Genomic DNA, 20,074 nt, shown 5'->3' on the forward strand with positions numbered 1-20,074 from the left:
GCCGCGCCGCGCGCGGCTACGGGCCCACGTCAGAGCGGGTCGGGCACCGGAGCGGGATCGGCGAAGTCGCCGGCACCCTTGCGGAAGCGCGCGATGATCCGCACGAGCGCCGTCGCGTCGTCGTCGTCGAGTCCGAGGTCCGCGAACACGGTGTTGAGCGCCGCGGTCGCTTCGTCCACCCGTCGTCGCCCCTCGTCGGTCAGGGCGAGCAGCGCCGCGCGTCCGTCGGTGGGGTGCGGTTCACGAGAGACGAGCCCGTCGCGGGTCAGCCGCTCGACCGTGTTCGTGACGCTCGTCGGATGCACCTGCAGCCGGGCGATCGCGCTGGCCATCGGCATCCGTCCCTCCCGTGTGAAGGCGAGCAGCCGCAGCATCTCGAAGCGCGAGAACGACAGGTCGAAGGGCTTCAGCGCCCGGTCGATGGATGCCATGAGCAACTGGTGCGCCCGGATCACCGAGGTCACGACCGTCATGCCGTCGGCGGCGTCGTCCCACCCGTGCGCGAGCCACTGGCGTTTGGCCTCGGCGATGGGGTCGACCGGCAGTCGTCGCGTCATGGGTCCTCCTCGTGCTTCACGGTACCGCGCGGGCGGTATCCGCGGCGCGGGGTGGGTACCGCGCGGTGAACGGTGGCCGGGAGCCAGGGTGTGGCTGGGCGTGCAGCGGTGGCCGGGCGGCGAGCGGTGGTCGGGCGGCGAGCGGTGGCTGAGCCGGTCGAAGCTTCCGCGGGCGTCGAACGGGTGTCCGGTCCCTTCGACGGGCTCAGGGACCTGCGTTGTGCGGTGGTGGCTGAGCGTGTCGAAGCCTCCGCGGGCGTCGCGCGGGGGCCCGGTCCCTTCGACGGGCTCAGGGACCTGTGTTGTGCGGTGGTGGCTGAGCGTGTCGAAGCCTCCGCGGGCGTCGCGCGGGCGGCGGGGCGTGCAGCGGTGGCTGAGCCTGTCGAAGCCTCCGCGCCCCGAACGTGGCCGTGGCCATGAGGCCGTGGCATCCATCCCCCGAACGAAGGAGCCGCGTCGATGAAGATCGTGGTGCTGATCAAAGAAGTGCCCGACACGTGGGGCGAGCGCCGGCTCGACCTCGAGACCGGGCTGACCGACCGGGCGGCCGCGACGCCCGTGCTCGACGAGATCGACGAGCGAGCGGTCGAGGCCGCGCTCGCCTTCGCCGACGCGCACCCCGGTACCGAGGTGGTCGCGCTGACGATGGCGCCGGCGTCGGCCGCAGCCACCGTGCGCAAGGCGCTGGCCATGGGAGCGACGTCCGCCGTGCACGTCGTCGACGATGCGCTGCACGGGGCCGACCTCCTGCTGACCGCCGAGGTGCTCGCCGCGGCGATCCGGCGCACGGGATTCGACCTCGTGATCGCGGGTAACCTCTCGACCGACGGGGGTGGCGGCGTGCTGCCCGCGATGATCGCCGAGATGCTCGGTGTGCCTCACCTGACCGCGCTGTCGAGCCTCGAGCTGACGGACGACTCCGCTACCGGCGACCGCGTGAGCGACGCGGGCACCATGCGGGTGTCGGCCGCTCTCCCGGCGGTCGTCTCGATCACCGAGGCGATGCCCGAGGGGCGGTTCACGACCTTCAAGGGCATCATGGCGGCGAAGAAGAAGCCGTACGAGACCGTCGATGCCACGGCCCTCGGGGTCGAGCCCGACGATCCGGCAGTGCCCCGGTACATCATGCTGTCGGTCGCCGAGCGTCCTCCCCGCGAGGCGGGGATCAAGATCACCGACGAGGGGGATGCCGCCGAGAAGCTCGCCGCGTTCCTCGCCGACGAGGGGGTGCTGCGATGACCGTCGCGCTCGTGCTGCTCGAGGTACTCCCCAATGGGGCGCTCGCCGCGTCGTCCGCGGGGCTGCTGGCCGCGGCCGGCCGGGTGGGGGAGCCGGTCGCCGTCATCGTGGGACCGTCGCGCGCCGCGGAGGAGGCCGCCGGCCTCGGCGCGGTGCGCGTGCTCACCGCCGACGCCGATTCCGACGCCCTGACCCTTCCCGTGGTCGACGCGCTCGCCGCGGCGGTCGCGCGCGAGCGCCCCGACCTCGTGCTCGCGTCGAACTCCATCGAATCGCGCGACGCCGTGGCCCGCTTGGCCGCACGTCTGCGGTTGCCGCTCGCTGCCGACGTGGTGGGTCTCGACCGCGACGAGCTCGGGATCGTGGCGCGGCATTCCGCCTTCGGCGGGGCATTCACGGTGGAGGGTGCCCCGACCTTCGGGCCGCTTGTCGCCACCCTGCGGCCGGGCGCGGTCACCGAGCGCCTCGACACGCAGCCTCTTGTCGTCGAGCGGCTGGAGGTCGTGGCATCCGGAGTCCCGGCGGGTCGAGTCGAGAGTTTCTCCGAGACCGCCGCGCCGTCGTCGCGCCCCGAGCTGCGCGGCGCGGACATCGTGGTGGCCGGAGGGCGCGGCGTGGGCTCGCGCGAGAACTTCGCGCTCGTCGAGCAGCTCGCCGACGTGCTCGGCGCCGCGGTCGGCGCATCGCGCGCGGCGGTCGACGCCGGATACGTGCCGGCCGCCGCGCAGGTCGGACAGACGGGCGTTACCGTGTCGCCGCGGCTTTACATCGCGCTCGGGATCTCGGGGGCGATCCAACACCGCGCCGGCATGCAGACCGCTACCACCATCGTCGCGGTCGACAAAGACGCCGAGGCGCCGATCTTCGCGATCGCCGACTTCGGTATCGTCGGAGATCTGTTCACCGTCGTCCCGCACCTGATCAGCGCGCTCGAGGCTCCGAAGAAATAGATGGCGTCCACACCACGCAACCCGCGTCGCGGGCTGCCGCGCGTCCCCGGCGGGGAGCCCTGGCCGCCCGCGGTCTCCGGCGCGCCCGAGGCGGGGGACGACATCTCCGTGGTGGGCGCCGCGCCGGTGCAGGGTGCGCGGGGCGACGGCGAGCCGTGGCCGCCAGGTTCCGTTGTTGCGGATTCGGAGAACGGCGGCGGATCCGGACGTAGCGGCGAGATCGATCCGAATCCGGTGACGCTTTCCGAATCCGCGGCCGTGTCGGTCGCGCAGGATGCGGCCGGTCTCGCGGATTCCGCGAGTTCCGGGCGTGAGCCTCTTTCGGATCCGGATGCCGCGGACTCCGCGCCCACGTCGGAGGTGCGGCGGGGGCTGCCTCGCGTTTCGGGTGGCGAGCCGTGGCCGCCGGCTTCCGCGCGCGCAGATTCGGAGAACGGCGGCAGATCCGGACGCATCGGCGAGATCGATCCGAATCCGGTGACGCTTTCCGAATCCGCGACCCCGTCGGCCGCCCCTCGCCCGCCCCTCGCGGTGCGGAGGACGGTGTGGCCGGGCGTCGCGGCATCCGCACCTCGCCCCGCGAAGGCCGAACCGCACCGCATCGGCCCCTACACGCCGCTGCAGTGGCTCGGCTCGATGATCGTGCTCGGAGTCTTCGCGTTCGCGCTGGCCGGGATCGCGGTGCTGCTCGCGCGGTTCGTCCTGGCTCTCGAGCCGGGGCGCGACTTCCTGGCCGCCTTCCCGGGCGAGTACCCGCTCCCCGAGGGGGCGCCGGTGGGGCTCCCCGTCTGGCTGAACTGGTCGCACTTCCTCAACAGCTTCTTCCTACTCTTCATCATCCGCACGGGATGGCAGGTGCGGCGTGAGAAGCGGCCGAGCGCCTTCTGGTCCCCGCGGAAGAACAAGAAGCGCCGCATCAGCCTGACGCTGTGGTTCCACCAGGCTGTCGACATCCTATGGATCGCGAACGGTGTCGTCTTCGTCGTGCTGCTGTTCGCGACCGGGCAGTGGATGCGCATCGTCCCGACGTCGTGGGAGGTCTTCCCGAACGCACTGTCGGCCGCGCTGGAGTACGTCTCGCTCGACTGGCCCACCGAGAACGGCTGGGTGAATTACAACAGCCTCCAGCAGCTGTCGTACTTCGCGATCACGTTCGTCGCCGCGCCGCTCGCGATCCTCAGCGGCGTGCGGCTGTCGGGGGTGTGGCCGAAGAACGCCGAGAAGCTCAACAGGATGTACCCCCTCGAGTGGGCGCGCAGAATCCACTTCCCCGTGATGCTGTTCTTCGTGGCGTTCATCGTCGTGCACGTCGGGCTGGTGCTGGCGACGGGCGCCCTGCGCAACCTGAATCACATGTACGCCGCGCGCGGCGCGGTCGACCCCGACTCCTTCACGAGCGACCCGACCGGGTTGCTGATCTTCGCGGCATCCCTGCTCGTGATGGCCGCGGGATGGGTGGCCGCGCGACCGCGCGTCCTGGCGCCGATCGCTCGGCTCTTCGGCGACGTGAAGATGCGCTGAGCGGGCGGGGCCTTGCGGCTACTGCTCGGGCGAAACGATGTGCGGCACGCTGCGCGCTCATCGCGTGCGCGCGGGCGTCCGCGCGGCTCCGCGCCAGCCGCGCATAAACGCTGTTTGCACGCATAAACGCGTGCAGAGCGTGTTTCTGTGAGCGGATGGCGTTTATGGATGCCGAATGCCGGCCGCGGCCTCGCGCCCACCCAACCGCGGCTCCGTGCCACGCCTCCCGCGGCTCCGCGCCGCGCCTCCCGCGGCTCCGCGCCGCGCCTCCCGCGGCTCCGCGCCGCGCCATGCCCTCGCCCCCGCTCTGGTCCCGCGCTCCGGCCCCGCGCTCCGCGCTCCGCGCCAGCGCGCATAAACGCTGTTTGCGCGCATAAACGCGTGCAGAGCGTGTTTCTGTGAGCGGATGGCGTTTATGGATGCCGAATGCCGACCGCGGCCCGGCGTCTGCCCGACCGCTACCTCGCGCGGTCCCCGCGCGCCCCGCGGCTCTGCCCTCTGGTGGCCTCGCGCCAGTACGCATAAACGCTGTTTGCGCGCATAAACGCGTGCAGAGCGTGTTTCTGTGAGCGGATGGCGTTTATGGATGCCGAATGCGGCGCCGCAGCGCTCCCGCCCTCAGCCGCGGCGCCGCCCCGCCCGCAGCCCCGCCGCGCCGCCCGCAGCCCCGCCCGCAACCCACCCCCTACGCGAGCGGCCCCGCGCCCGCACGCGCCCGCAGCCCGCCGGCGATGAGGTCGAGTCCGAAGGCGAAGTCGTCGCTCTCGAGGCCCGAGGTGCCCTCGCGCGCGCCGAGGCTGTCGTACTGCAGGCGCTGCTGCTCGTGCCAGACGAAGCCCAGCACGTAGTGCAGCACCGTGGTGGCGCCGCGGCGCGCGGTGTCGGCGTCGAACCCGGCGGCGGCGACCGCGGCGGTCAGCCGATCGTGCGCCAGCGTCGACCCGAGGCCGAGCGCGAGGGTGCTCGAGACGACCTCGGCGCCGTCGCGGTACGCGAGCAGAGCGTCCCGCAGGGCGAGAGCTTCGGTGCGGAGGTCGACGGGGATTCCGGATGCCATCCGGCCGACGATCCTGTCCGAGAGCTCCGCGAGCAGGGTCTGCTTGTTCGGGAAGTGCCAGTACAGAGCGCTGGGCTGCACCTCCAGGGCTGCTGCGAGTCGGCGCATGGTGAGGTCGGGGAGTCCGTGATCATCGAGGATCCGCAGGGCGGTCTGGGCGACGTCGTCGGCGGAGTGTCCTCGGGGTGCCATGCGTCTGAGTATAGTGAACGCTGTTCAGGTGAACACCGTTCAGGAAAGGCGTGCTCATGACCCGCACTCTCGATGCCACCGACCTCGCCCGCGTCGCCGTCTTCGCCGCGCTCATCGCGGTCCTGGGGCTGCCTGGCAGCTTCCCCCTCTTCGGCGGCGTGCCGATCACGGCGCAGACGCTCGGAGTGATGCTGGCCGGCGCGGTTCTCGGACCGTGGCTCGGTGCGCTCTCGGTGTCGATCCTCCTCGCGCTCGCCGCAGTGGGACTCCCCGTCCTCGCGGGCGGGCGGGGAGGATTCGGCGTCTTCCTGGGACCGACTGCGGGGTACGCCCTCGGGTGGATCCTCGGGGCGATCGTTATCGGACTGATCGTGCACGCGGGCGGACGTCGTCCCGTGGCGTGGCGCACCGCCGCGGCGATGATCGTCGGGGGGATCGGCGCCATCTACGCCCTCGGCATCCCGGTGCAGAGCCTGGTGACGCGTCTGCCGCTCGCCGAGACGGCGCTGACGAGCCTGGTGTTCGTGCCGGGGGATCTCCTCAAAGCGGCGATTGCGACGATCGTGGTGTCGGTGCTGGTGCGTGCCTATCCGCGAGGTTTCCGGCGCGCGTGGCGCGGGGCTGCCGGTGAAAGGACGCCGGCCGACGTGCACGCGTGATCCGCTGCCGGCGCCTGACCGCCCGCCTCGGCGACACGGAGGTGCTCCACGACGTGACCCTGGACCTCGAAGCCCGGACCATCGCGATCATCGGCGACAACGGCTCGGGCAAGTCCACCTTCGCCCGACTCGCGGCCGGGCTCTTGCGGCGGGCGGCGGGAGAGCTGGAGGTCCTCGATCTCGATCCGGACAGGGATGCCACCGACCTGCGCCGTCGCGTCGCCCTCGTGCTCAGCAACCCCGACGCGCAGATCATCATGCCCACCGTCGCCGAGGATGTCGCGCTCTCGCTCCGTCCGCTCCGCCTCGCGCGCGAGGAACGGAACCGCCGCGTCGCCGCGGCACTCCAACGCTTCGGCCTGGACGCTCTCGCCGACCGCCCCGCCCACGACCTTTCCGGGGGTCAGAAGCAGCTCCTCGCGCTGTGCGGTGCGTTCGTGCGCGAGCCCGACCTGGTCGTCGCCGATGAGCCCACGGCGTTCCTCGACGCGCGCAACGCCCGCGCCGTCGCCGACCACCTCTTCGCCGACACCGGGCACGCGCTCATTGTCGTCACGCACGACCTCGCCCTGGCACGCCGGTGCGAGCAGGCCGTGCTGTTCGCGGACGGCGGGGTCGTGGCATCCGGTGCATCCGACATGGTCGTCGATGCCTACGAGAGCGCCCTGGCGTGCTGACGATGTACCGCCCCGGCGCGGGATGGATGCACCGGATGCCGGCCGGCCCGAAGCTCGCGGTTTTCGCGGTCGTGGCGGTCATTGTCGCGGCGCTGCCGCCGGTGTGGATCACGGTCCCGATCGCGGTCGCCGTTCCGATCGCGGTGTATGCCGCGGCGGGAATGGGCGTCGGACGGGGGCTTCGCGCGCTCGGCGGCCAGGCCTGGGCACTCCGCTGGATGATCGCCATCACGGCGGCGGGGCAGCTGATCTTCCTCGGGCTCGAGCCGGCCGCGGCGAACACCGCCCGGGTGGCGGCGGCCGTCCTCATCGCGGGGGTGGTGCCGCTCACGACCCCCGTCTCCGCGATGCTCGACGCGCTCGAGAGAGGGCTGCGGCCGCTGCGTCTCGTCGGCATCGACCCAGCGCGCGTCGCCCTGCTGTGGATGGTGACGCTCACGACGATCCCCGTCCTCGCCCGCCACGCCGCGGAGGTGCGCGATGCCCAGCGCGCGCGGGGGCTCCGTCCGTCGCTCGTGCGCGGAACCTTGCCGTTCCTGGTGGTCGCCCTGCGCCACGCGGATGACCTGGGCGACGCGCTCGCCGCTCGCGGCATCCGCTGACTGAGCCCCCTCGTCCCACTTCTGGTCGGTGCGGGCCTCTCCAGGTGACCACAAGTGGGACGTGCACCCCCATAAGTGGGACGAGGGGGGACAGGGGGTCAGTCGCGCGCCGCGCGACCCGCCGCGAAGCCCTCGGCGTATGCCTCGTCGGCTCCCTGGCGGAACATGTCGCGCTCGGGATCCCGCACGATCGAGCGCGCCCCGGGCAGGTCGAGATCGCCCACGAGGTCTCCGCGCCCGCGCACGATCGCGACGGGGCGGCGCGACGCCTTGCCCTTCACGAGGTCGGTCGCCGCGGCGATCTCGTCGGCCACGCACGGCAGGGTGACGACGAGGGGGCGGCCCTCGGCATCCGACGTCCCGCGGAGGTCTTCGAACACATGGATGCCGCCGGCCCCGATCGCGTGATCCGTCTGGCCCTCGCGCCAGGCGCGGCCCAGGGTGTCGGTGATGATCACGCCCACTCGGGCGACGGAGCGCAGGCCCTCGGCGATGCGCCGGGCCGAGGCGTCGGGGTCGACCGGCAGCAAGAGCACCGTGCCCTCGGGGGTGTTGCTGGCGTCGACCCCGGCGGCGGCCGAGACGATGCCCAGGGGGTTCTCGACGATGCGGGTCACGTGTCCGGTGGGGGATGTGCGGGATGCCACGAGCCGCACGGTCTCCCGGGTGATGGCGTCTTCGCGGTCGGCGGCCTGGATGATCCGGCCCTCCGCCTTCGACACGATCTTGCTGGTGACGACGACGATGTCACCGTCTCGCAGCGCCGTATCGGCTCCCGGCGCCGCGTCGACGGCATCCAGGATCACCCGGACGAGGTCGTCTCCCGGGGTGATCTCTCGGATGCCGTCGAAGGCCCAGACCTGCAGCACGTCAGCGGACGAAGCGCACCTCGGTGAGCTCCTCACCGAGGAAGGGCTCGACGTGCGACGCGCCGTCGAGGGCGAAGCCGTTGCGCGTGTAGAAGCGGTGCGCGCGGGGGTTGTCCTCCGCGACCCAGAGGTAGGCGCCTTCGCCGTCGTGGATCGCGGCGTCGAAGAGCTGCTGGCCGATGCCGGTGCCGTGGAAGGCGTCGAGCAGGTAGATGAAGTACAGCTCGCGCTCGCGCGGAGCGTCGTCGTCGCGCGCGGGGCCGGAGCCGACGAAGCCGACGATCTCGCCGTCGACGAGAGCGGCGTGCATGCGGTAGCCGTCGCCCTGGGCGGCCCAGTGGGTCCAGAGCTCGGCCATGCGGCGGGGGGAGACGGCCTTGAGGGCCGCCTCGCTGATGAGGTGATCGTAGGTCTCGTGCCAGCAGGTGGCGTGCACGCGGCCGAGGGCCTCGGCATCCACGTCGCGCACCGGACGGACGACGGTGTCGGTTCGGGTTTCGGCGGTCATGGCGTGACTCTACGCGGGGGTTTCGCCTGGGGGAAATCGGCGGCGGGACGGCGCCGGATGCGGTAAACGGGCGCTTTGTCAGACGCGCGTGCCAGCATGACGCCGTGTCGGAACGCCCACGGTTGACGTCGGTCGAGGCGCGTCTCGACGCCCTCGCGAACCGCCTCCTCGCCTCCGCCCCGGCGTCGGGGGCGAGGGCGCGCGCCGTCGAGTTCGCCGTCTTCGTCCTCAAGCAGGCGTGGGCGTGCGTCTTCGGGGCCGCGTTCCTCGCCGTCGTGCTCGCCGCGAAGCTCTGGTACCCCGACGACGCCCCGCTCGCGCGAAACGACGCGCTCACGATCGCGGCCGTCGCGATCCAGGTCGTGATGGTGGTCGGACGCCTCGAGACCCTGCGCGAACTGCGCGTGATCGTCACCTTCCACATCGTCGGCACCGTGATGGAGCTGTTCAAGACCGACGTCGGCTCCTGGATGTACGCCGCCGACGGGGTGCTGCGCCTGGGCGGTGTACCGCTCTACAGCGGCTTCATGTATGCCGCGGTCGGCAGCTACATGGTGCGCGTGTATCGCCTGTTCGACCTGCGCTTCACCCGGTACCCGCGCCAGTGGCTCACCGCGGTCGTCGCGGCGCTGATCTACCTCAACTTCTTCACGCACCACTGGATCATCGACCTGCGATGGGTGCTGATCGTGGCGGTGCTGGTGCTCTGGGGCCGTACCGTGATGCACTTCCGCTTCTTCCGCGGACGATTCCGGATGCCGATCCTCCTGGCGTTCGTGGGGGTGGCGGTGTTCATCTGGCTCGCCGAGAACATCGCGACGTACGCCGGGGCATGGCTGTATCCGTCGCAGGTCGGGGGATGGCATCCGGTCGACGCGTCGAAGCTCACGTCGTGGTTCCTGCTGATGATCGTGTCGGTCGTCCTCGTGACGTGGGTGTACCCGCCGCGGGAACCGGACGCCCGCGCACAAGACGAAGACCGTGCGCTTGTGGGCTGACCACAAGGGAATCGCCGATCCGTCGTGGGATCGATACGCTCGCCCCTCGTGAACGTCCTCTGGCGGACCCTGCTGGTCCTCTTCCGCGCACGCCGTCGCCTCCGCCGCGAGGGGGCCATCGACCCGAACACGGTGACCCGCATCCGGATCCGGGTGCTGCCCACCGACATCGACCTGCTGCGGCACCTCAACAACGGTCGATACCTGTCGCTGTTCGACCTGGGCCGGTGGGATCTGCTCACTCGCGCCGGCCTCATGGCGGCCATGACGAAGCAGGGGTGGTACGCCGTCGTGGCGGCCGAGACCATCACGTTCCGTCGCTCGCTCGAGCTGTGGCAGCGCTTCGACCTCGAGACGCGCATGATCGGGCACGACGACCGGGCGGTCTACCTCGAGCACCGCGCGCTGGTCGGAGGCGAGATCTACGCCCGCGCGATCATCCGCGCGCGGATCCTCCGCCGCACCGGCGGAACGGTGCCGCACGACGAACTCTTCGCCGCTGTCGGGCGCCCCGAGGGGCTGCCCGACATCGAGCAGTGGGTCCACGACTGGGCCGACGGCTCGGCACTGCCCTCGACGAAGCGGCCCGCGCCCAGCGTCTGGGGCTGAGGGTGCGGGGCTGATCGGGGCGGCGTCCCGCGGTGGGGCGCGGGTGCCGTCGTGTGGCGAGCGGCGGTGCAGGGACGAGCGGAGGAGCGATCCGCCGCGGTCGTCCTCCGCCCGTCCCTCGTCCTCCGCTCGTCACGCCCAGGCGGGCCTGATCAGCGCCCGAACCGGGCGTCGAGCCAGGCGACCTGCCGCATCCAGTGCCGGTAGCCGCCGCCCTCGTGGCCGTTGTACGTGTACTCCTCGAGCGCGGCGTCCTCGGATGCCAGCGCGTGGAACGCCGCGAACACCCCCGACGGCAGCACGACGTCGTCCATGAGCGCCACCGAGAAGAGCGCGGGCGCCTGGATCCGCCGGGCGAGGATCGCCCCGTCGACGTACGACAGGGTCCGCAGCACGCTCGCGGCCGCATCGCGGTGGATCGCGAGGAAGCGGGTGATCTCGGTGAACGGGGCCGACGGCGTGCGCACGATCGCGTTCGGGAAGTCGCACAGGAACGGCACATCGGGCATGACGGCGGCGACCTTGTCTCCGGAGAGGGCGGCCGCGGCGATCGCGAGCCCACCGCCCTGGCTGCCGCCGGTGACGGCGATGCGCGTCGGGTCGACTCCGGGCAGCGCGCGGACCTCATCGACGAGCCGCGCGGCATCCGTGTACAGGCGGCGGTAGTAGTACTCGCGGGGATCCAGGATGCCGCGGGTCATGACGCCCGGGAAGGCGGCGGCGGAGCCGTGCGGGTCGGGCGTCTCGCCGACGCTCCACGTCGATCCCTGGCCGCGCGTGTCCATGATGACGTGCACGTACCCCGCGGCCGCCCACTGGTTCTTCTCTCCGGCGAGACCCCGGCCGCCGCCGTAGCCGATGAACTCGACGACCGCGGGGAGCACCTCGTCCCCGTGGGGGCGGACGACCCAGCCGCGGATGGCGTCTCCGCCGAAGCCCGTGAACGTGAGGTCCTGCACGGACAGCGCTCGCAGCGGACCGTCGACCGGGGTCAGGACGGCCGGGCGGGCGGCATCCCGGGCCTCGGCGAGGGTCTCGTCCCAGAAGGCGTCGAGGTCGTCGGGGGCGGTGAGCGCCGGACGGTACTCGCGCAGCAGCTCGAGGGGCATGTCGGTGAGAGTCTGGGCCATGCGGGAACTCCAACGGTGAGGGGGCTGCACCGACAGTAGCGAAAGCGGTGCCCAGGTGGGGCGGACATGACGCCCGGCACGCGGGGTACCGCGCATCGGTGGCGTGCGCTGAACCATTCACGGAAAGGGCGCCGATCCGCGGCTTGCGCGGCGGGCCGCCGGGATGCCACGCGCGCGATGCCTAGGCTGACCGACATGAGCATCGAAGACCCGCGCGCGACCGGATTCACGCTCTCCTCGGCCGTTCCCCTGCGGGCCGCCGCCCGGGTGGCCGCATTCTCGACCGTCCCGCGCGAGTCGCTCGACCCCGCCGTCGCCGTCTTCGTCGCGGCCGCGGCCGACGGCGTGCTCCGCCCGGAGGGAGCGACCGCGGCCGCGGCCGCCCTGCACCGGCTCGCGGGCGAGGTTCCGGCGAGTCTGCCCTGGTTCGCGCGCGGCGCTCTGCAGTTCGGCGGTGCCGTCGCGCCGGTGATGCCGGCCCCGGTCGTCCCGCTCGCGCGACGCGCGCTGCGCGATCTGATCGCCGGTCTGACCGTCGACGCGCGGCCCGAGCGGCTGGGTGCGGCCCTCGCGGCGCTCGGTGCGCACGGGGGCGTGACCGACGTGCGGCTGGTCGGCCCTGTGGTCCTCGGCGATTCCGCCGCGCGACGGCGGGTCGACGGCATCCGTTCATTGCTGAGCCGCGACGACATCGACCGGGTGACGCTCTCGGTGGCCGATGCGACGGGCAAGACGTCGCGGTGGGCGTTCGACGCCGACGTCGAGGCCGCCGCGGAGCGCCTGTTGCCGCTGTTCCTCGCCGCCGCCGAGCACGCCACGCACCTCACGCTCGCGGTCGAGGGGCGCGACGATCTCGACCGGACGGTCGCCGTCCTCACCCGCGTGCTCGAGGAGCCCCGCTTGCGCGAGGCCCCCGCCGGGATCGCTCTGCCGATCGCCTTGGTCGAGAGCGTCGACGCCGTGCGCGAGCTCGCCGCGTGGGCACGTCAGCGCGCCGACGACGGGGGTGCCCGGCTGACGGTCCGCCTGGACGATGCGCCGCTGCACACCGCGGATGCTCTGACCTCGGCGCGCCGCGGATGGGTCGCCCCCGCACTCACCCGGCGCGACGACATCGACGCCCAGGCCGTGCGCGCCCTCCGCGAGGCGTTCAGCGCTCGCGGGAGGGAAGGACTCGCGGTCGAGTTCGCGACCGGTGACCCCGAACGAGCCGCCCTCGCCCTGGCCGTCGCCGACGACACCGACGCCGCGCTGACCCTGGCCGTGCCGGCGGGTGCGTCGTGGATTCCGGACGACTCGTTCGTCGTGACGGTCGCCGCCGTGCACCCCGACGATCTCGACGTCGTCGCGGCGCGGCTCACGGCCGCGTACGCCGATGCCGTCGCCGCGTCGCCGGACCTCCCCGTCGCGGTGCCGGGTGCGGCTGAAGCCGCGGATGCCGGCGCCGAGACCGCCCAGGACACCGTGCCGCTCGACGACCTCGAGGGCGGCCTCTTCGCGCCCGAGACCGCGGCCGTCGCGGCGCGCGCGCACCGCGCGGTCTCCGCCGCGGAGGGTCCCGCGCCGACCGGCCGCGTCCCACGGCGGAGCGTGACGGCCGACCCCGCTATCCTGCGCGACCCCGCCGACGCCGACGCGGTCGATGCGGGGCTGACGCAGGCGGTGCTCGGGATCGCGCGGGAGGCCGCGGCATCCGGAGACACGTCCGCCCTCGGCCCCGACGTGCAGCAGATGCTCTTCGGAGGGCAGGCGTTCGTCGATACCGCGGTGTTCTCGGTACGCGAGAGTCCCGAGGTGGCGGGCGGTGCACCCGGCTTCCGCAACGTCGCCGACACCGACCCCGGAGTGGCGGAGGACCGCGCCTGGGCGCTCGCCGCGATCGGCCGGGCGAGCGGGTCGACCGCCGGAGACGCGACCGCCGCCGCGGGACGCATCGACGACGAAGCCGGTCTCGATGCGGCGCTGGCGCGTGTGCGAGAGGCCGCGGAGCCGTGGGGCGCGCTGGCCGCAGCCGACCGAGCGACGGTGCTGCAGTCCGCGGCGCGCGCGCTCGAGGACCGCCGCGCCGAGCTCATCGAAGTGCTCGCGTCCGAGGCCGGGGTGCTCGTCGACGAGGCCGACGCCGAGGTGAGTCAGGCTGTCGACGCGGCCGCGTACTACGCCGTCACCGCCAAAGAGCTCGACCGCGTCGCGGGCGCCGTGTTCGTCCCCGACCGGGTCACCGTCGTCGCGCCGCGCTGGAACGCGCCCGTCGGGCTGTGCGCCGCCGAGACGCTCGCGGCGCTCGCGGCGGGCTCGGGCGTCCTGCTCACGCCGTCGCCGCGCGCGCGACGCGCGGGCGCGGTCGTCGCCGAGGCCCTCTGGGCCGCCGGGGTTCCGCGTGACCTCCTGACCTACGCCGACCTCAACGAGGAGGCCTCGGGGCGCGCGCTGATCGTGCACCCCGGCGTCGACCGCGTGCTGCTCGCGGGAGCGCGCACCACCGCGGAGCGCTTCGCCGAATGGCGGCCGTCGCTGCCGCTCCAGGGGTTCACCGCCGGCCGCAACGCCGTGATCGTCGCTCCCTCGGCCGACATCGACGAGGCCGTCGCCGACATCGTCGAGGGTGCGTTCGCGCGCGCCGGGCAGTCGGCCACGGCGGCGTCCCTCGTGATCCTCGTGGGAGCCGTCGCGCGCTCGTCGCGCTTCCTCGATCAGCTGAAGGATGCCGTGACTTCGCTCCGGGTCGGACCCGCCGACGACCCGCTGTCCGACGTGGGCCCCCTCGTCGAGGAGCCCGCGGGCGAGGTGAGGCGCGCTCTCACCGTGCTCGCGGAGGGGGAGCGCTGGCTCGTCCAGCCGCGCGAGCTCGACCTCGGACCCGACATGGCCGGTCGCTTCTGGACTCCGGGAGTGCGCACGGGTGTCAGCGCCGGGTCGCACCTGACCCGGGCGGCGGTCGCGGCGCCGGTGCTCGGCATCCTGCACGCGCCGACGCTGACCCGCGCGATCGACCTGCAGAACGCGATCGGTTCGGGTTACGTCGCCGGGCTCCACGCCCGCGACGCGGCCGACCTCGACCTCTGGCTCGACCGCGTGGACGCCGCCGTGCTGCGCGTGAACCGGCCGACGACCGGAGCGGTGGTGCAGCGCGAGCCCGTGGGCGGGTGGGGCGAGGCTGCCGTGGGCGGCGGGGCGATGTCGGGGGGACCGAACCGCCTGGTCACCCTCGGCTCGTGGCGGCCGTCGTCGGGTGGAGCGTCGTCGTCGACGCTGCACCTGCGCGGGCTCGACAGCCGCATCACCGCGTTGATCGAGGCCGCGCAGCCGACCCTGTCGTACGAGGCGTTCGACTGGCTGCGGCGCGGGGCGCTCTCGGACGCCGTCGCCTGGGACCGCGAGTTCGGCCGGGTGAAGGACGTCTCGCGTCTCGGTGTCGAGCGCAACCTCTGGCGCTACCGGCCCGCCGACGTCGCGGTGCGCGCGACCGCCGACGCCGCCTGGCAGTCGGTGCTGCGCGTGCTGGTCGCGGCGGTCCGCTCGGGCTCGACGTTCAGCCTGAGTTCTCCGGTGGGCCTTCCGGCAGCGGTCCGGCACTTGCTCGGAGACGCCGGTGTCGCGGTGTCGGTCGAGAGCGACGCGGAGTGGTTGCAGCGTCTGGCCGGCGGCATCCCGAATGCCGAGATCGCCGACGGGGGCGAGGACTCCGCGACCCCGGACGCCGCCGCCGAGTCCGCCTTCGTGGTGCCGCGCCCGACGCGCGTGCGTCTGGTGGGACCCGCCGCGACGACCTCGGCGCTGCGGGACGCCGTGGCCGAGACGGTCGAGGGCGACGTGTCGTTGACGGTGTACGCCGATGAGGTGACCACCGCGGGACGTCTGGAGCTGCTGCCGTTCCTGCGCGAGCAAGCGGTGTCGATCGCCGCCCTGCGTTTCGGCCGCCGCGACGCGTGGAGCGCCGAGGTCATCTGACGCGCTCGGTGCGGTTCGGGTGCCGAGAGCACACGTTCCGCGCGAGGTCACACGGGCACGCGGGCGTGCGCGCTCGCATGCTCCCGAATCTCCCTCGAGCGTCCAAGACACCCGGACGATTTTTCGCGACGTCCGGGTGTTTTGAACAGTCAACGACGACGCCCGCCCAGCCTGCGGTGTGCAACGTTGTAGAGTCTCGACCAGAACGAGGGGGATGCCATGACGGCGACACTGCACGACGTGGCCCGTGCGGCCGGGGTGTCGATCAAGACGGTCTCGAACGTGATCAACAACTACCCGCACGTGCGCGACGCCACGCGCGAGCGGGTCGAAGCGGCGATCGACGAGCTCCAGTACCGCCCGAACCAAGCGGCGCGAAGTCTGCGTTCTGGTCGCACCGACATGATCGGGCTCATCGTCCCCGATCTTCGCAATCCCTACTTCGCCGAGCTCGCCGACGACGTCATGCGGGCAGCCCGCGCGCACGGGTTCTCGGTGCTCATCGAGCAGTTCGACGCGGATCGCGACAGCGAGCTGGCGGCGCTCCGGGGGGCGCGCCGACGGGGGCTCGACGGAGTGCTCTACTCGGTGCTCTCGCTCGGCGAAGACGACGCCCCCCTGCTCGACGAGGTCGGCATGCCCATGGTGCTGCTGGGGGAGCGGATCTTCCATTCCGCCCATGACCACGTGACCATGCGCAACACCGAAGCGGCCCGCGAGGCCACCGCCCACCTGCTCGCCTCCGGTCGTCGCCGGGTGATCGCGCTCGGGTCTCACCCGGGCGAGATCGTGGGTTCCGCGGGGCTTCGCCTTCGCGGCTACGAAGCCGCTCTCGGCGAGGCGGGGGTCGCCGTCGACCCCGCTCTCGTGGTGTCGGTCGACCGCTGGCATCGCGTCGATGGGGCGGATGCCATGCGCGCCGTGCTCGACTCGGGCCTCGAGTTCGATGGCGTCGTCGCCTTCAACGACTCGATCGCGCTCGGTGCCATGCGCGTGATGCTCGAGCGCGGCATCCGCATCCCGGACGAGGTGTCTCTCGTCGGGTTCGACGATCTCGACGAGACGCGGTACTCGCTGCCGGCCCTGACGACGATCGATCCCGGACGCTCCGAGATCGCGCGCGTCGCCGTGGAGCAGCTCGTCCGTCGCATCACCGGCGACGCCGCCGACGAGGAGCCGCGTGAGGTCCTCGTCGATTTCCGCCTGGTCGAGCGCGAATCCACAACCCACTGACGATCGGCGCTTGACAACCCGTCACGGGCGGGCGATCATCCATTTACAACGTTTACCTCCATCGTTGTAAATTGCTCTTGCACCACGGTCGGCACCCGAGCCGATATGACGACGCAGTCACACGAAAGGCATCGAAGATGATGAAGCGCACCACCTCCGTCCTCGCGACGGTCGGCGCCGCGGCCCTGCTCCTGGCAGGTTGCTCCGGTTCGTCCGCCCCCGCGTCCGACGGCCCCACCGAGATCACGTTCTGGCACGGCTACACCGAGGCCGACGGCAAGGTCCTCGACCAGATCGTCGCCGACTTCAATGCGTCTCAGCAGCAGTACAAGATCACGACCGAGACCAAGACGTGGGCCGTCATCGACGACACCCTGCTGCCGGCGCTCAGCTCGAAGGAGGGCCCGCAGATCGTCGCGATGCCGGCCGAGCGCATGCCCGTCTACGCCGACCGCGGCGCGTTCGCCGACCTGACCGACTTCTACGGCTCCGCCGACAGCAACACGGCCGACCTCGTCGCCCAGGCCGTCGACATGGTGACCGTGGGTGGCACCCCCTACGGCGTGCCGACGGGGTTCGTCCCCCTCGCGATGTTCTACAACAAGGCGCTCTTCACCGCCGCAGGCATCACCGAGCCGCCCGCCACGTGGGACGCCTGGGTCGCGGATGCCAAGAAGCTCACCGTCGACGAGAACGGAGACGGCACGCCGGAGCAGTACGGCGTCGCGATCCCCGACCACGCCACCGTCGCGAACGGTCTGTGGCCGAGCCTGCTCCTCAGCGGAGGCGGCCAGATCGTCGACGGCGGCGACAAGGCAGTCATCGACTCGCCCGAGAACGCCAAGACCATCCAGTACTGGACCGACGCGATCACGAACGACAAGATCTCGCCCACGGGTCTCGACGGCATCGCCGCCGACCAGCTGTTCAGCTCGGGCAAGGCCGCCATGCACGTCGGCGGTCCGTGGATGGCATCCATCGCGAAAGAGAACAACATCGACTACGGCATCGCCGCGCTTCCCGCCGGCCCCGCCGAGCAGGCCGCCTCGGCCATCGGCGTGGCGATGGGCATCACGGAGTCGGCCGACGACCAGCAGCGCGCCGGTGCCGAGGCCTTCTTCACCTACTTCTTCCAGAAAGACGTCGCGACCCAGTGGTCGCTCGGCTCGGGATGGCCTCCCCTGCGTACCGACATCCCCCTCAGCGCGGTGGAGTCGAACCCCGTCGTGGCCGCCCTCAGCGAGATCGCCCCGACCGGTCGGGCGCTTCTGCCCGGTGTCGTGAACAGCGTCGACGTCATCACCGACATCGACGAGCTCACGCAGAAAGCGGTCGCGGGCGGCGACGTCGACGAACTCCTCTCGACGGCCCAGAGCAAGATCCAGCAGGCCATTAAGTGACGACCGCACGGGAGGGGTGCCCGCGTCACCCCTCCCGTGCCCTTTCGCCCGCTTCTCGAACAGGACGACCATGACCACTCACGCCCCGAGCGCGCCGCCCCGTCGGCGCGGGGCCTACCGGCCGCCGGCACCGATCGGCGGACGCGGGCCCCTGCGGCACAGCCCCCGACACCGCCTCACCGTGGTCGCCTTCCTGACCCCGGCCATCGTGATCCTCACGGTCTTCGTCGCGTGGCCGATGGTCTCGGCCCTGCGCCTGTCGTTCACGGATGCCAGCGGCTTCGGCCGAGAGAAGTTCGTCGGCCTCGAGAACTACGCGCGGGTGTTCACCGACCCCGACATCGTGAGCGCGATGGGCAACACGGCCCTGTACGCGGTGTTGTTCACCCCGATCGCGATCGCCCTGGCGCTGGCCTTCGCGCTCCTGCTGAACAACCCGCTGCTGCCGCTTCGGGGCCTGTTCCGTACCGCGCTGTTCACCCCGTTCATCGTGTCGCTCGCCGTCGCCGCCTTCGCGTGGTCGTACCTGCTCGACCCGCAGATCGGTCTGCTGAACTACTGGCTCCGGGGTCTCGGCATCCAACTCGGGAACGTCCTGCAGGACCCCACGCTCGCGATGCCGGCCGTCGTGCTCGTCGCGGTCTGGAAGAGCTTCGGCTTCTACATGGTCATCTTCCTCGCCGGGCTCCAGGACATCCCGACGAGCCTGTACGAGGCAGCCCGCGTCGACGGAGCGAGCGCGTGGCAGCGTTTCCGCAGCATCACCTTCCCGATGCTCGGCAACACCATGGGCTTCGTCGTGATCGTCGCCCTCATCGCCGCACTGCAGGCCTTCGACCAGATCTACGTCATGACGGGCGGCGGCCCCTACGGCACCACCCAGACGATCGTCATGGAGATCTACCAGTCCGGCTTCCGCAAGCTCGAGCTCGGATTCGCCTCGGCGCTCTCCTACGTCCTGCTGCTCATCACCCTCGTGCTCAGCCTGACCCAGTTCCTCTTCTTCTCACGTCGAGAGAAGGATGCCGCATGACCGCCCTCGCCCCCGTCGCCTCGGCATCCGGGGTCTCCGCCCCGCGGCGCTCGCAGCAGGCGCGTCGTCGACGCCTCGTCTCGGTGGCGCTGCTGATGGTGGTCGCCGCGGCGACACTCGTGCTGATGCTGCCGATCCTCATCATCGTGTTCACGGCCTTCAAACCCGTGGCCGAGGTGAACGCGTACCCGCCGACGCTCCTGCCCGGCCAATGGACGCTCGACAACTTCGCGCGGATCTTCACCGAGCTGCCCTTCGCGCGCCTGATCGCGAACAGCTTCGTCTTCGCGGGCGGAGTGACGCTCTTCGCGCTCGTGTTCGACTCGCTCGCCGCGTACGCGCTCGCCCGTCTCGACTTCCGCGGCAGTCGGCTGCTGCTGATCGCCATCATCGCGAGCCTGATGATCCCCTTCCAGGCCACGCTGATCCCGATCTACCAGCTGGTGTCCGACCTCGGGTGGGTCAATTCCTACGCGGGACTCATCGCCCCGCGCGCGGCCGACGCGTTCGGCATCTTCTTCCTGCGGCAGTTCTTCCTGTCGCTTCCGCGCGATCTCGACAACGCGGCGCGCATCGACGGGGCGAGCGAGTTGCGCATCTTCCGAAGCATCGTGCTGCCCAACGCGGTGCCTGCGCTGCTCACGCTCGGCATCTTCACCTTCGTCAACAACTGGAACGACCTGCTGTGGCCGCTCGTGTTCACGACCGACTCCGAGATGGGCACCGTGACCTCGGGACTGACGCTGCTGACCGGTCCGGGCGGCATCATCCCGCAGGGGGTCATGATGGCGGGCTCGCTCATCGCGGTGCTGCCGCTGGCGATCCTGTTCCTGCTGATCCAGCGGCGGTTCGTCGAGAGCGTCGGAACGTCAGGACTGAAATGAGAGAG

18 protein-coding genes are annotated in these 20,074 nt (G+C 71.8%); 13 read left to right on the forward strand and 5 right to left on the reverse strand.

Going from position 1 to position 20,074, the window contains the following annotated elements:
- Positions 1-29: 29 nt before the first annotated feature.
- Positions 30-557 (reverse strand): MarR family winged helix-turn-helix transcriptional regulator, encoded by a 528-nt coding sequence (locus QE388_RS08080; RefSeq protein ID WP_058630221.1) that lies wholly within the window; start codon positions 555-557, stop codon positions 30-32.
- A 459-nt stretch (positions 558-1,016) separates the two neighbouring features.
- Between QE388_RS08080 and QE388_RS08085 the strand changes: the two genes are divergently transcribed.
- Genes QE388_RS08085 through QE388_RS08095 form a run of 3 tightly spaced genes read left to right on the forward strand, consistent with a single transcriptional unit; the run spans position 1,017 to position 4,267 of the window.
- The gene (locus tag QE388_RS08085; protein WP_307384633.1) at positions 1,017-1,796 is read left to right on the forward strand and encodes an electron transfer flavoprotein subunit beta/FixA family protein; all 780 of its coding nucleotides are present in this window, start codon (positions 1,017-1,019) and stop codon (positions 1,794-1,796) included.
- The gene (locus tag QE388_RS08090) at positions 1,793-2,746 is read left to right on the forward strand and encodes an electron transfer flavoprotein subunit alpha/FixB family protein (RefSeq protein ID WP_307384635.1); all 954 of its coding nucleotides are present in this window, start codon (positions 1,793-1,795) and stop codon (positions 2,744-2,746) included. Before QE388_RS08085 ends, QE388_RS08090 begins: the two co-directional genes overlap by 4 nt.
- On the forward strand, positions 2,747-4,267 hold the full coding sequence (locus tag QE388_RS08095) for a cytochrome b/b6 domain-containing protein (protein WP_307384637.1): 1,521 nt from the start codon (positions 2,747-2,749) through the stop codon (positions 4,265-4,267).
- Positions 4,268-4,952: 685 nt separating this feature from the next.
- Here QE388_RS08095 and QE388_RS08100 read toward each other — a convergent pair.
- Positions 4,953-5,516, reverse strand: a complete 564-nt coding sequence (locus QE388_RS08100) for a TetR/AcrR family transcriptional regulator C-terminal domain-containing protein (protein WP_307384639.1) — start codon at positions 5,514-5,516, stop codon at positions 4,953-4,955.
- 56 nt (positions 5,517-5,572) lie between these two features.
- Between QE388_RS08100 and QE388_RS08105 the strand changes: the two genes are divergently transcribed.
- From QE388_RS08105 to QE388_RS08115, 3 genes are read left to right on the forward strand one after another with little or no spacing between them, the layout of a single operon-like run.
- Positions 5,573-6,175: a biotin transporter BioY gene (locus tag QE388_RS08105; protein WP_275799485.1), complete on the forward strand. Its 603-nt coding sequence runs from the start codon at positions 5,573-5,575 to the stop codon at positions 6,173-6,175.
- Positions 6,172-6,852 carry an energy-coupling factor ABC transporter ATP-binding protein gene (locus QE388_RS08110; RefSeq protein WP_307384643.1) on the forward strand — a complete coding sequence of 227 codons (681 nt, stop codon included), beginning with the start codon at positions 6,172-6,174 and terminating at the stop codon, positions 6,850-6,852. The genes QE388_RS08105 and QE388_RS08110 overlap by 4 nt, the downstream gene beginning before the upstream one ends.
- Positions 6,846-7,454, forward strand: coding sequence for an energy-coupling factor transporter transmembrane protein EcfT (locus tag QE388_RS08115; protein WP_307384645.1), 609 nt, complete (start codon positions 6,846-6,848; stop codon positions 7,452-7,454). The genes QE388_RS08110 and QE388_RS08115 overlap by 7 nt, the downstream gene beginning before the upstream one ends.
- A 98-nt stretch (positions 7,455-7,552) precedes the next feature.
- Here QE388_RS08115 and cofE read toward each other — a convergent pair whose 3' ends face one another.
- Both cofE and QE388_RS08125 read right to left on the reverse strand, forming a co-directional pair.
- A complete protein-coding gene (gene cofE / locus QE388_RS08120; protein WP_307384647.1) occupies positions 7,553-8,323 on the reverse strand; it encodes a coenzyme F420-0:L-glutamate ligase in 771 nt (256 codons plus the stop codon).
- Position 8,324: 1 nt separating this feature from the next.
- Positions 8,325-8,831, reverse strand: a complete 507-nt coding sequence (locus QE388_RS08125; protein ID WP_275799481.1) for a GNAT family N-acetyltransferase — start codon at positions 8,829-8,831, stop codon at positions 8,325-8,327.
- A gap of 104 nt (positions 8,832-8,935) precedes the next feature.
- Between QE388_RS08125 and QE388_RS08130 the strand changes: the two genes are divergently transcribed.
- Both QE388_RS08130 and QE388_RS08135 read left to right on the forward strand, forming a co-directional pair.
- Positions 8,936-9,829 (forward strand): DUF817 domain-containing protein, encoded by an 894-nt coding sequence (locus tag QE388_RS08130; RefSeq protein ID WP_307384649.1) that lies wholly within the window; start codon positions 8,936-8,938, stop codon positions 9,827-9,829.
- Between the two features lie 48 nt (positions 9,830-9,877).
- A complete protein-coding gene (locus QE388_RS08135) occupies positions 9,878-10,438 on the forward strand; it encodes an acyl-CoA thioesterase (RefSeq protein ID WP_275798044.1) in 561 nt (186 codons plus the stop codon).
- A gap of 152 nt (positions 10,439-10,590) precedes the next feature.
- Here QE388_RS08135 and QE388_RS08140 read toward each other — a convergent pair whose 3' ends face one another.
- Positions 10,591-11,568, reverse strand: coding sequence for an acetylxylan esterase (locus QE388_RS08140; protein WP_307384651.1), 978 nt, complete (start codon positions 11,566-11,568; stop codon positions 10,591-10,593).
- Between the two features lie 195 nt (positions 11,569-11,763).
- Between QE388_RS08140 and QE388_RS08145 the strand changes: the two genes are divergently transcribed.
- From QE388_RS08145 to QE388_RS08165, 5 genes are all read left to right on the forward strand, one after another.
- On the forward strand, positions 11,764-15,519 hold the full coding sequence (locus tag QE388_RS08145; protein ID WP_307384654.1) for a proline dehydrogenase family protein: 3,756 nt from the start codon (positions 11,764-11,766) through the stop codon (positions 15,517-15,519).
- A gap of 219 nt (positions 15,520-15,738) precedes the next feature.
- Entirely contained in the window at positions 15,739-16,752 is a 1,014-nt protein-coding gene (locus tag QE388_RS08150; protein WP_307384656.1) for a LacI family DNA-binding transcriptional regulator, read from the forward strand.
- A gap of 137 nt (positions 16,753-16,889) precedes the next feature.
- The gene (locus tag QE388_RS08155; RefSeq protein ID WP_307384658.1) at positions 16,890-18,152 is read left to right on the forward strand and encodes an ABC transporter substrate-binding protein; all 1,263 of its coding nucleotides are present in this window, start codon (positions 16,890-16,892) and stop codon (positions 18,150-18,152) included.
- Positions 18,153-18,222: 70 nt separating this feature from the next.
- Positions 18,223-19,185: a carbohydrate ABC transporter permease gene (locus QE388_RS08160; RefSeq protein ID WP_058595739.1), complete on the forward strand. Its 963-nt coding sequence runs from the start codon at positions 18,223-18,225 to the stop codon at positions 19,183-19,185.
- Entirely contained in the window at positions 19,182-20,069 is an 888-nt protein-coding gene (locus QE388_RS08165; RefSeq protein WP_307384660.1) for a carbohydrate ABC transporter permease, read from the forward strand. Before QE388_RS08160 ends, QE388_RS08165 begins: the two co-directional genes overlap by 4 nt.
- The last annotated feature ends 5 nt before the right edge of the window (positions 20,070-20,074 follow it).

The sequence above is a fragment of the Microbacterium sp. SORGH_AS_0969 genome (genome assembly GCF_030818255.1).
In the GTDB taxonomy this organism is placed as follows: domain Bacteria; phylum Actinomycetota; class Actinomycetes; order Actinomycetales; family Microbacteriaceae; genus Microbacterium.

Bases quoted from the DNA above. Each gene is read 5' to 3' on its own strand.
- QE388_RS08155 (WP_307384658.1), top strand. From the start codon at position 16,890: ATGATGAAGCGCACCACCTCCGTCCTCGCGACGGTCGGCGCCGCGGCC.
- QE388_RS08150 (WP_307384656.1), top strand. From the start codon at position 15,739: ATGACGGCGACACTGCACGACGTGGCCCGTGCGGCCGGGGTGTCGATC.
- QE388_RS08145 (WP_307384654.1), top strand. From the start codon at position 11,764: ATGAGCATCGAAGACCCGCGCGCGACCGGATTCACGCTCTCCTCGGCC.
- QE388_RS08080 (WP_058630221.1), bottom strand. From the start codon at position 557: ATGACGCGACGACTGCCGGTCGACCCCATCGCCGAGGCCAAACGCCAG.
- QE388_RS08095 (WP_307384637.1), top strand. From the start codon at position 2,747: ATGGCGTCCACACCACGCAACCCGCGTCGCGGGCTGCCGCGCGTCCCC.
- QE388_RS08085 (WP_307384633.1), top strand. From the start codon at position 1,017: ATGAAGATCGTGGTGCTGATCAAAGAAGTGCCCGACACGTGGGGCGAG.
- QE388_RS08105 (WP_275799485.1), top strand. From the start codon at position 5,573: ATGACCCGCACTCTCGATGCCACCGACCTCGCCCGCGTCGCCGTCTTC.
- QE388_RS08165 (WP_307384660.1), top strand. From the start codon at position 19,182: ATGACCGCCCTCGCCCCCGTCGCCTCGGCATCCGGGGTCTCCGCCCCG.
- QE388_RS08100 (WP_307384639.1), bottom strand. From the start codon at position 5,516: ATGGCACCCCGAGGACACTCCGCCGACGACGTCGCCCAGACCGCCCTG.
- QE388_RS08090 (WP_307384635.1), top strand. From the start codon at position 1,793: ATGACCGTCGCGCTCGTGCTGCTCGAGGTACTCCCCAATGGGGCGCTC.
- QE388_RS08125 (WP_275799481.1), bottom strand. From the start codon at position 8,831: ATGACCGCCGAAACCCGAACCGACACCGTCGTCCGTCCGGTGCGCGAC.
- QE388_RS08140 (WP_307384651.1), bottom strand. From the start codon at position 11,568: ATGGCCCAGACTCTCACCGACATGCCCCTCGAGCTGCTGCGCGAGTAC.
- QE388_RS08160 (WP_058595739.1), top strand. From the start codon at position 18,223: ATGACCACTCACGCCCCGAGCGCGCCGCCCCGTCGGCGCGGGGCCTAC.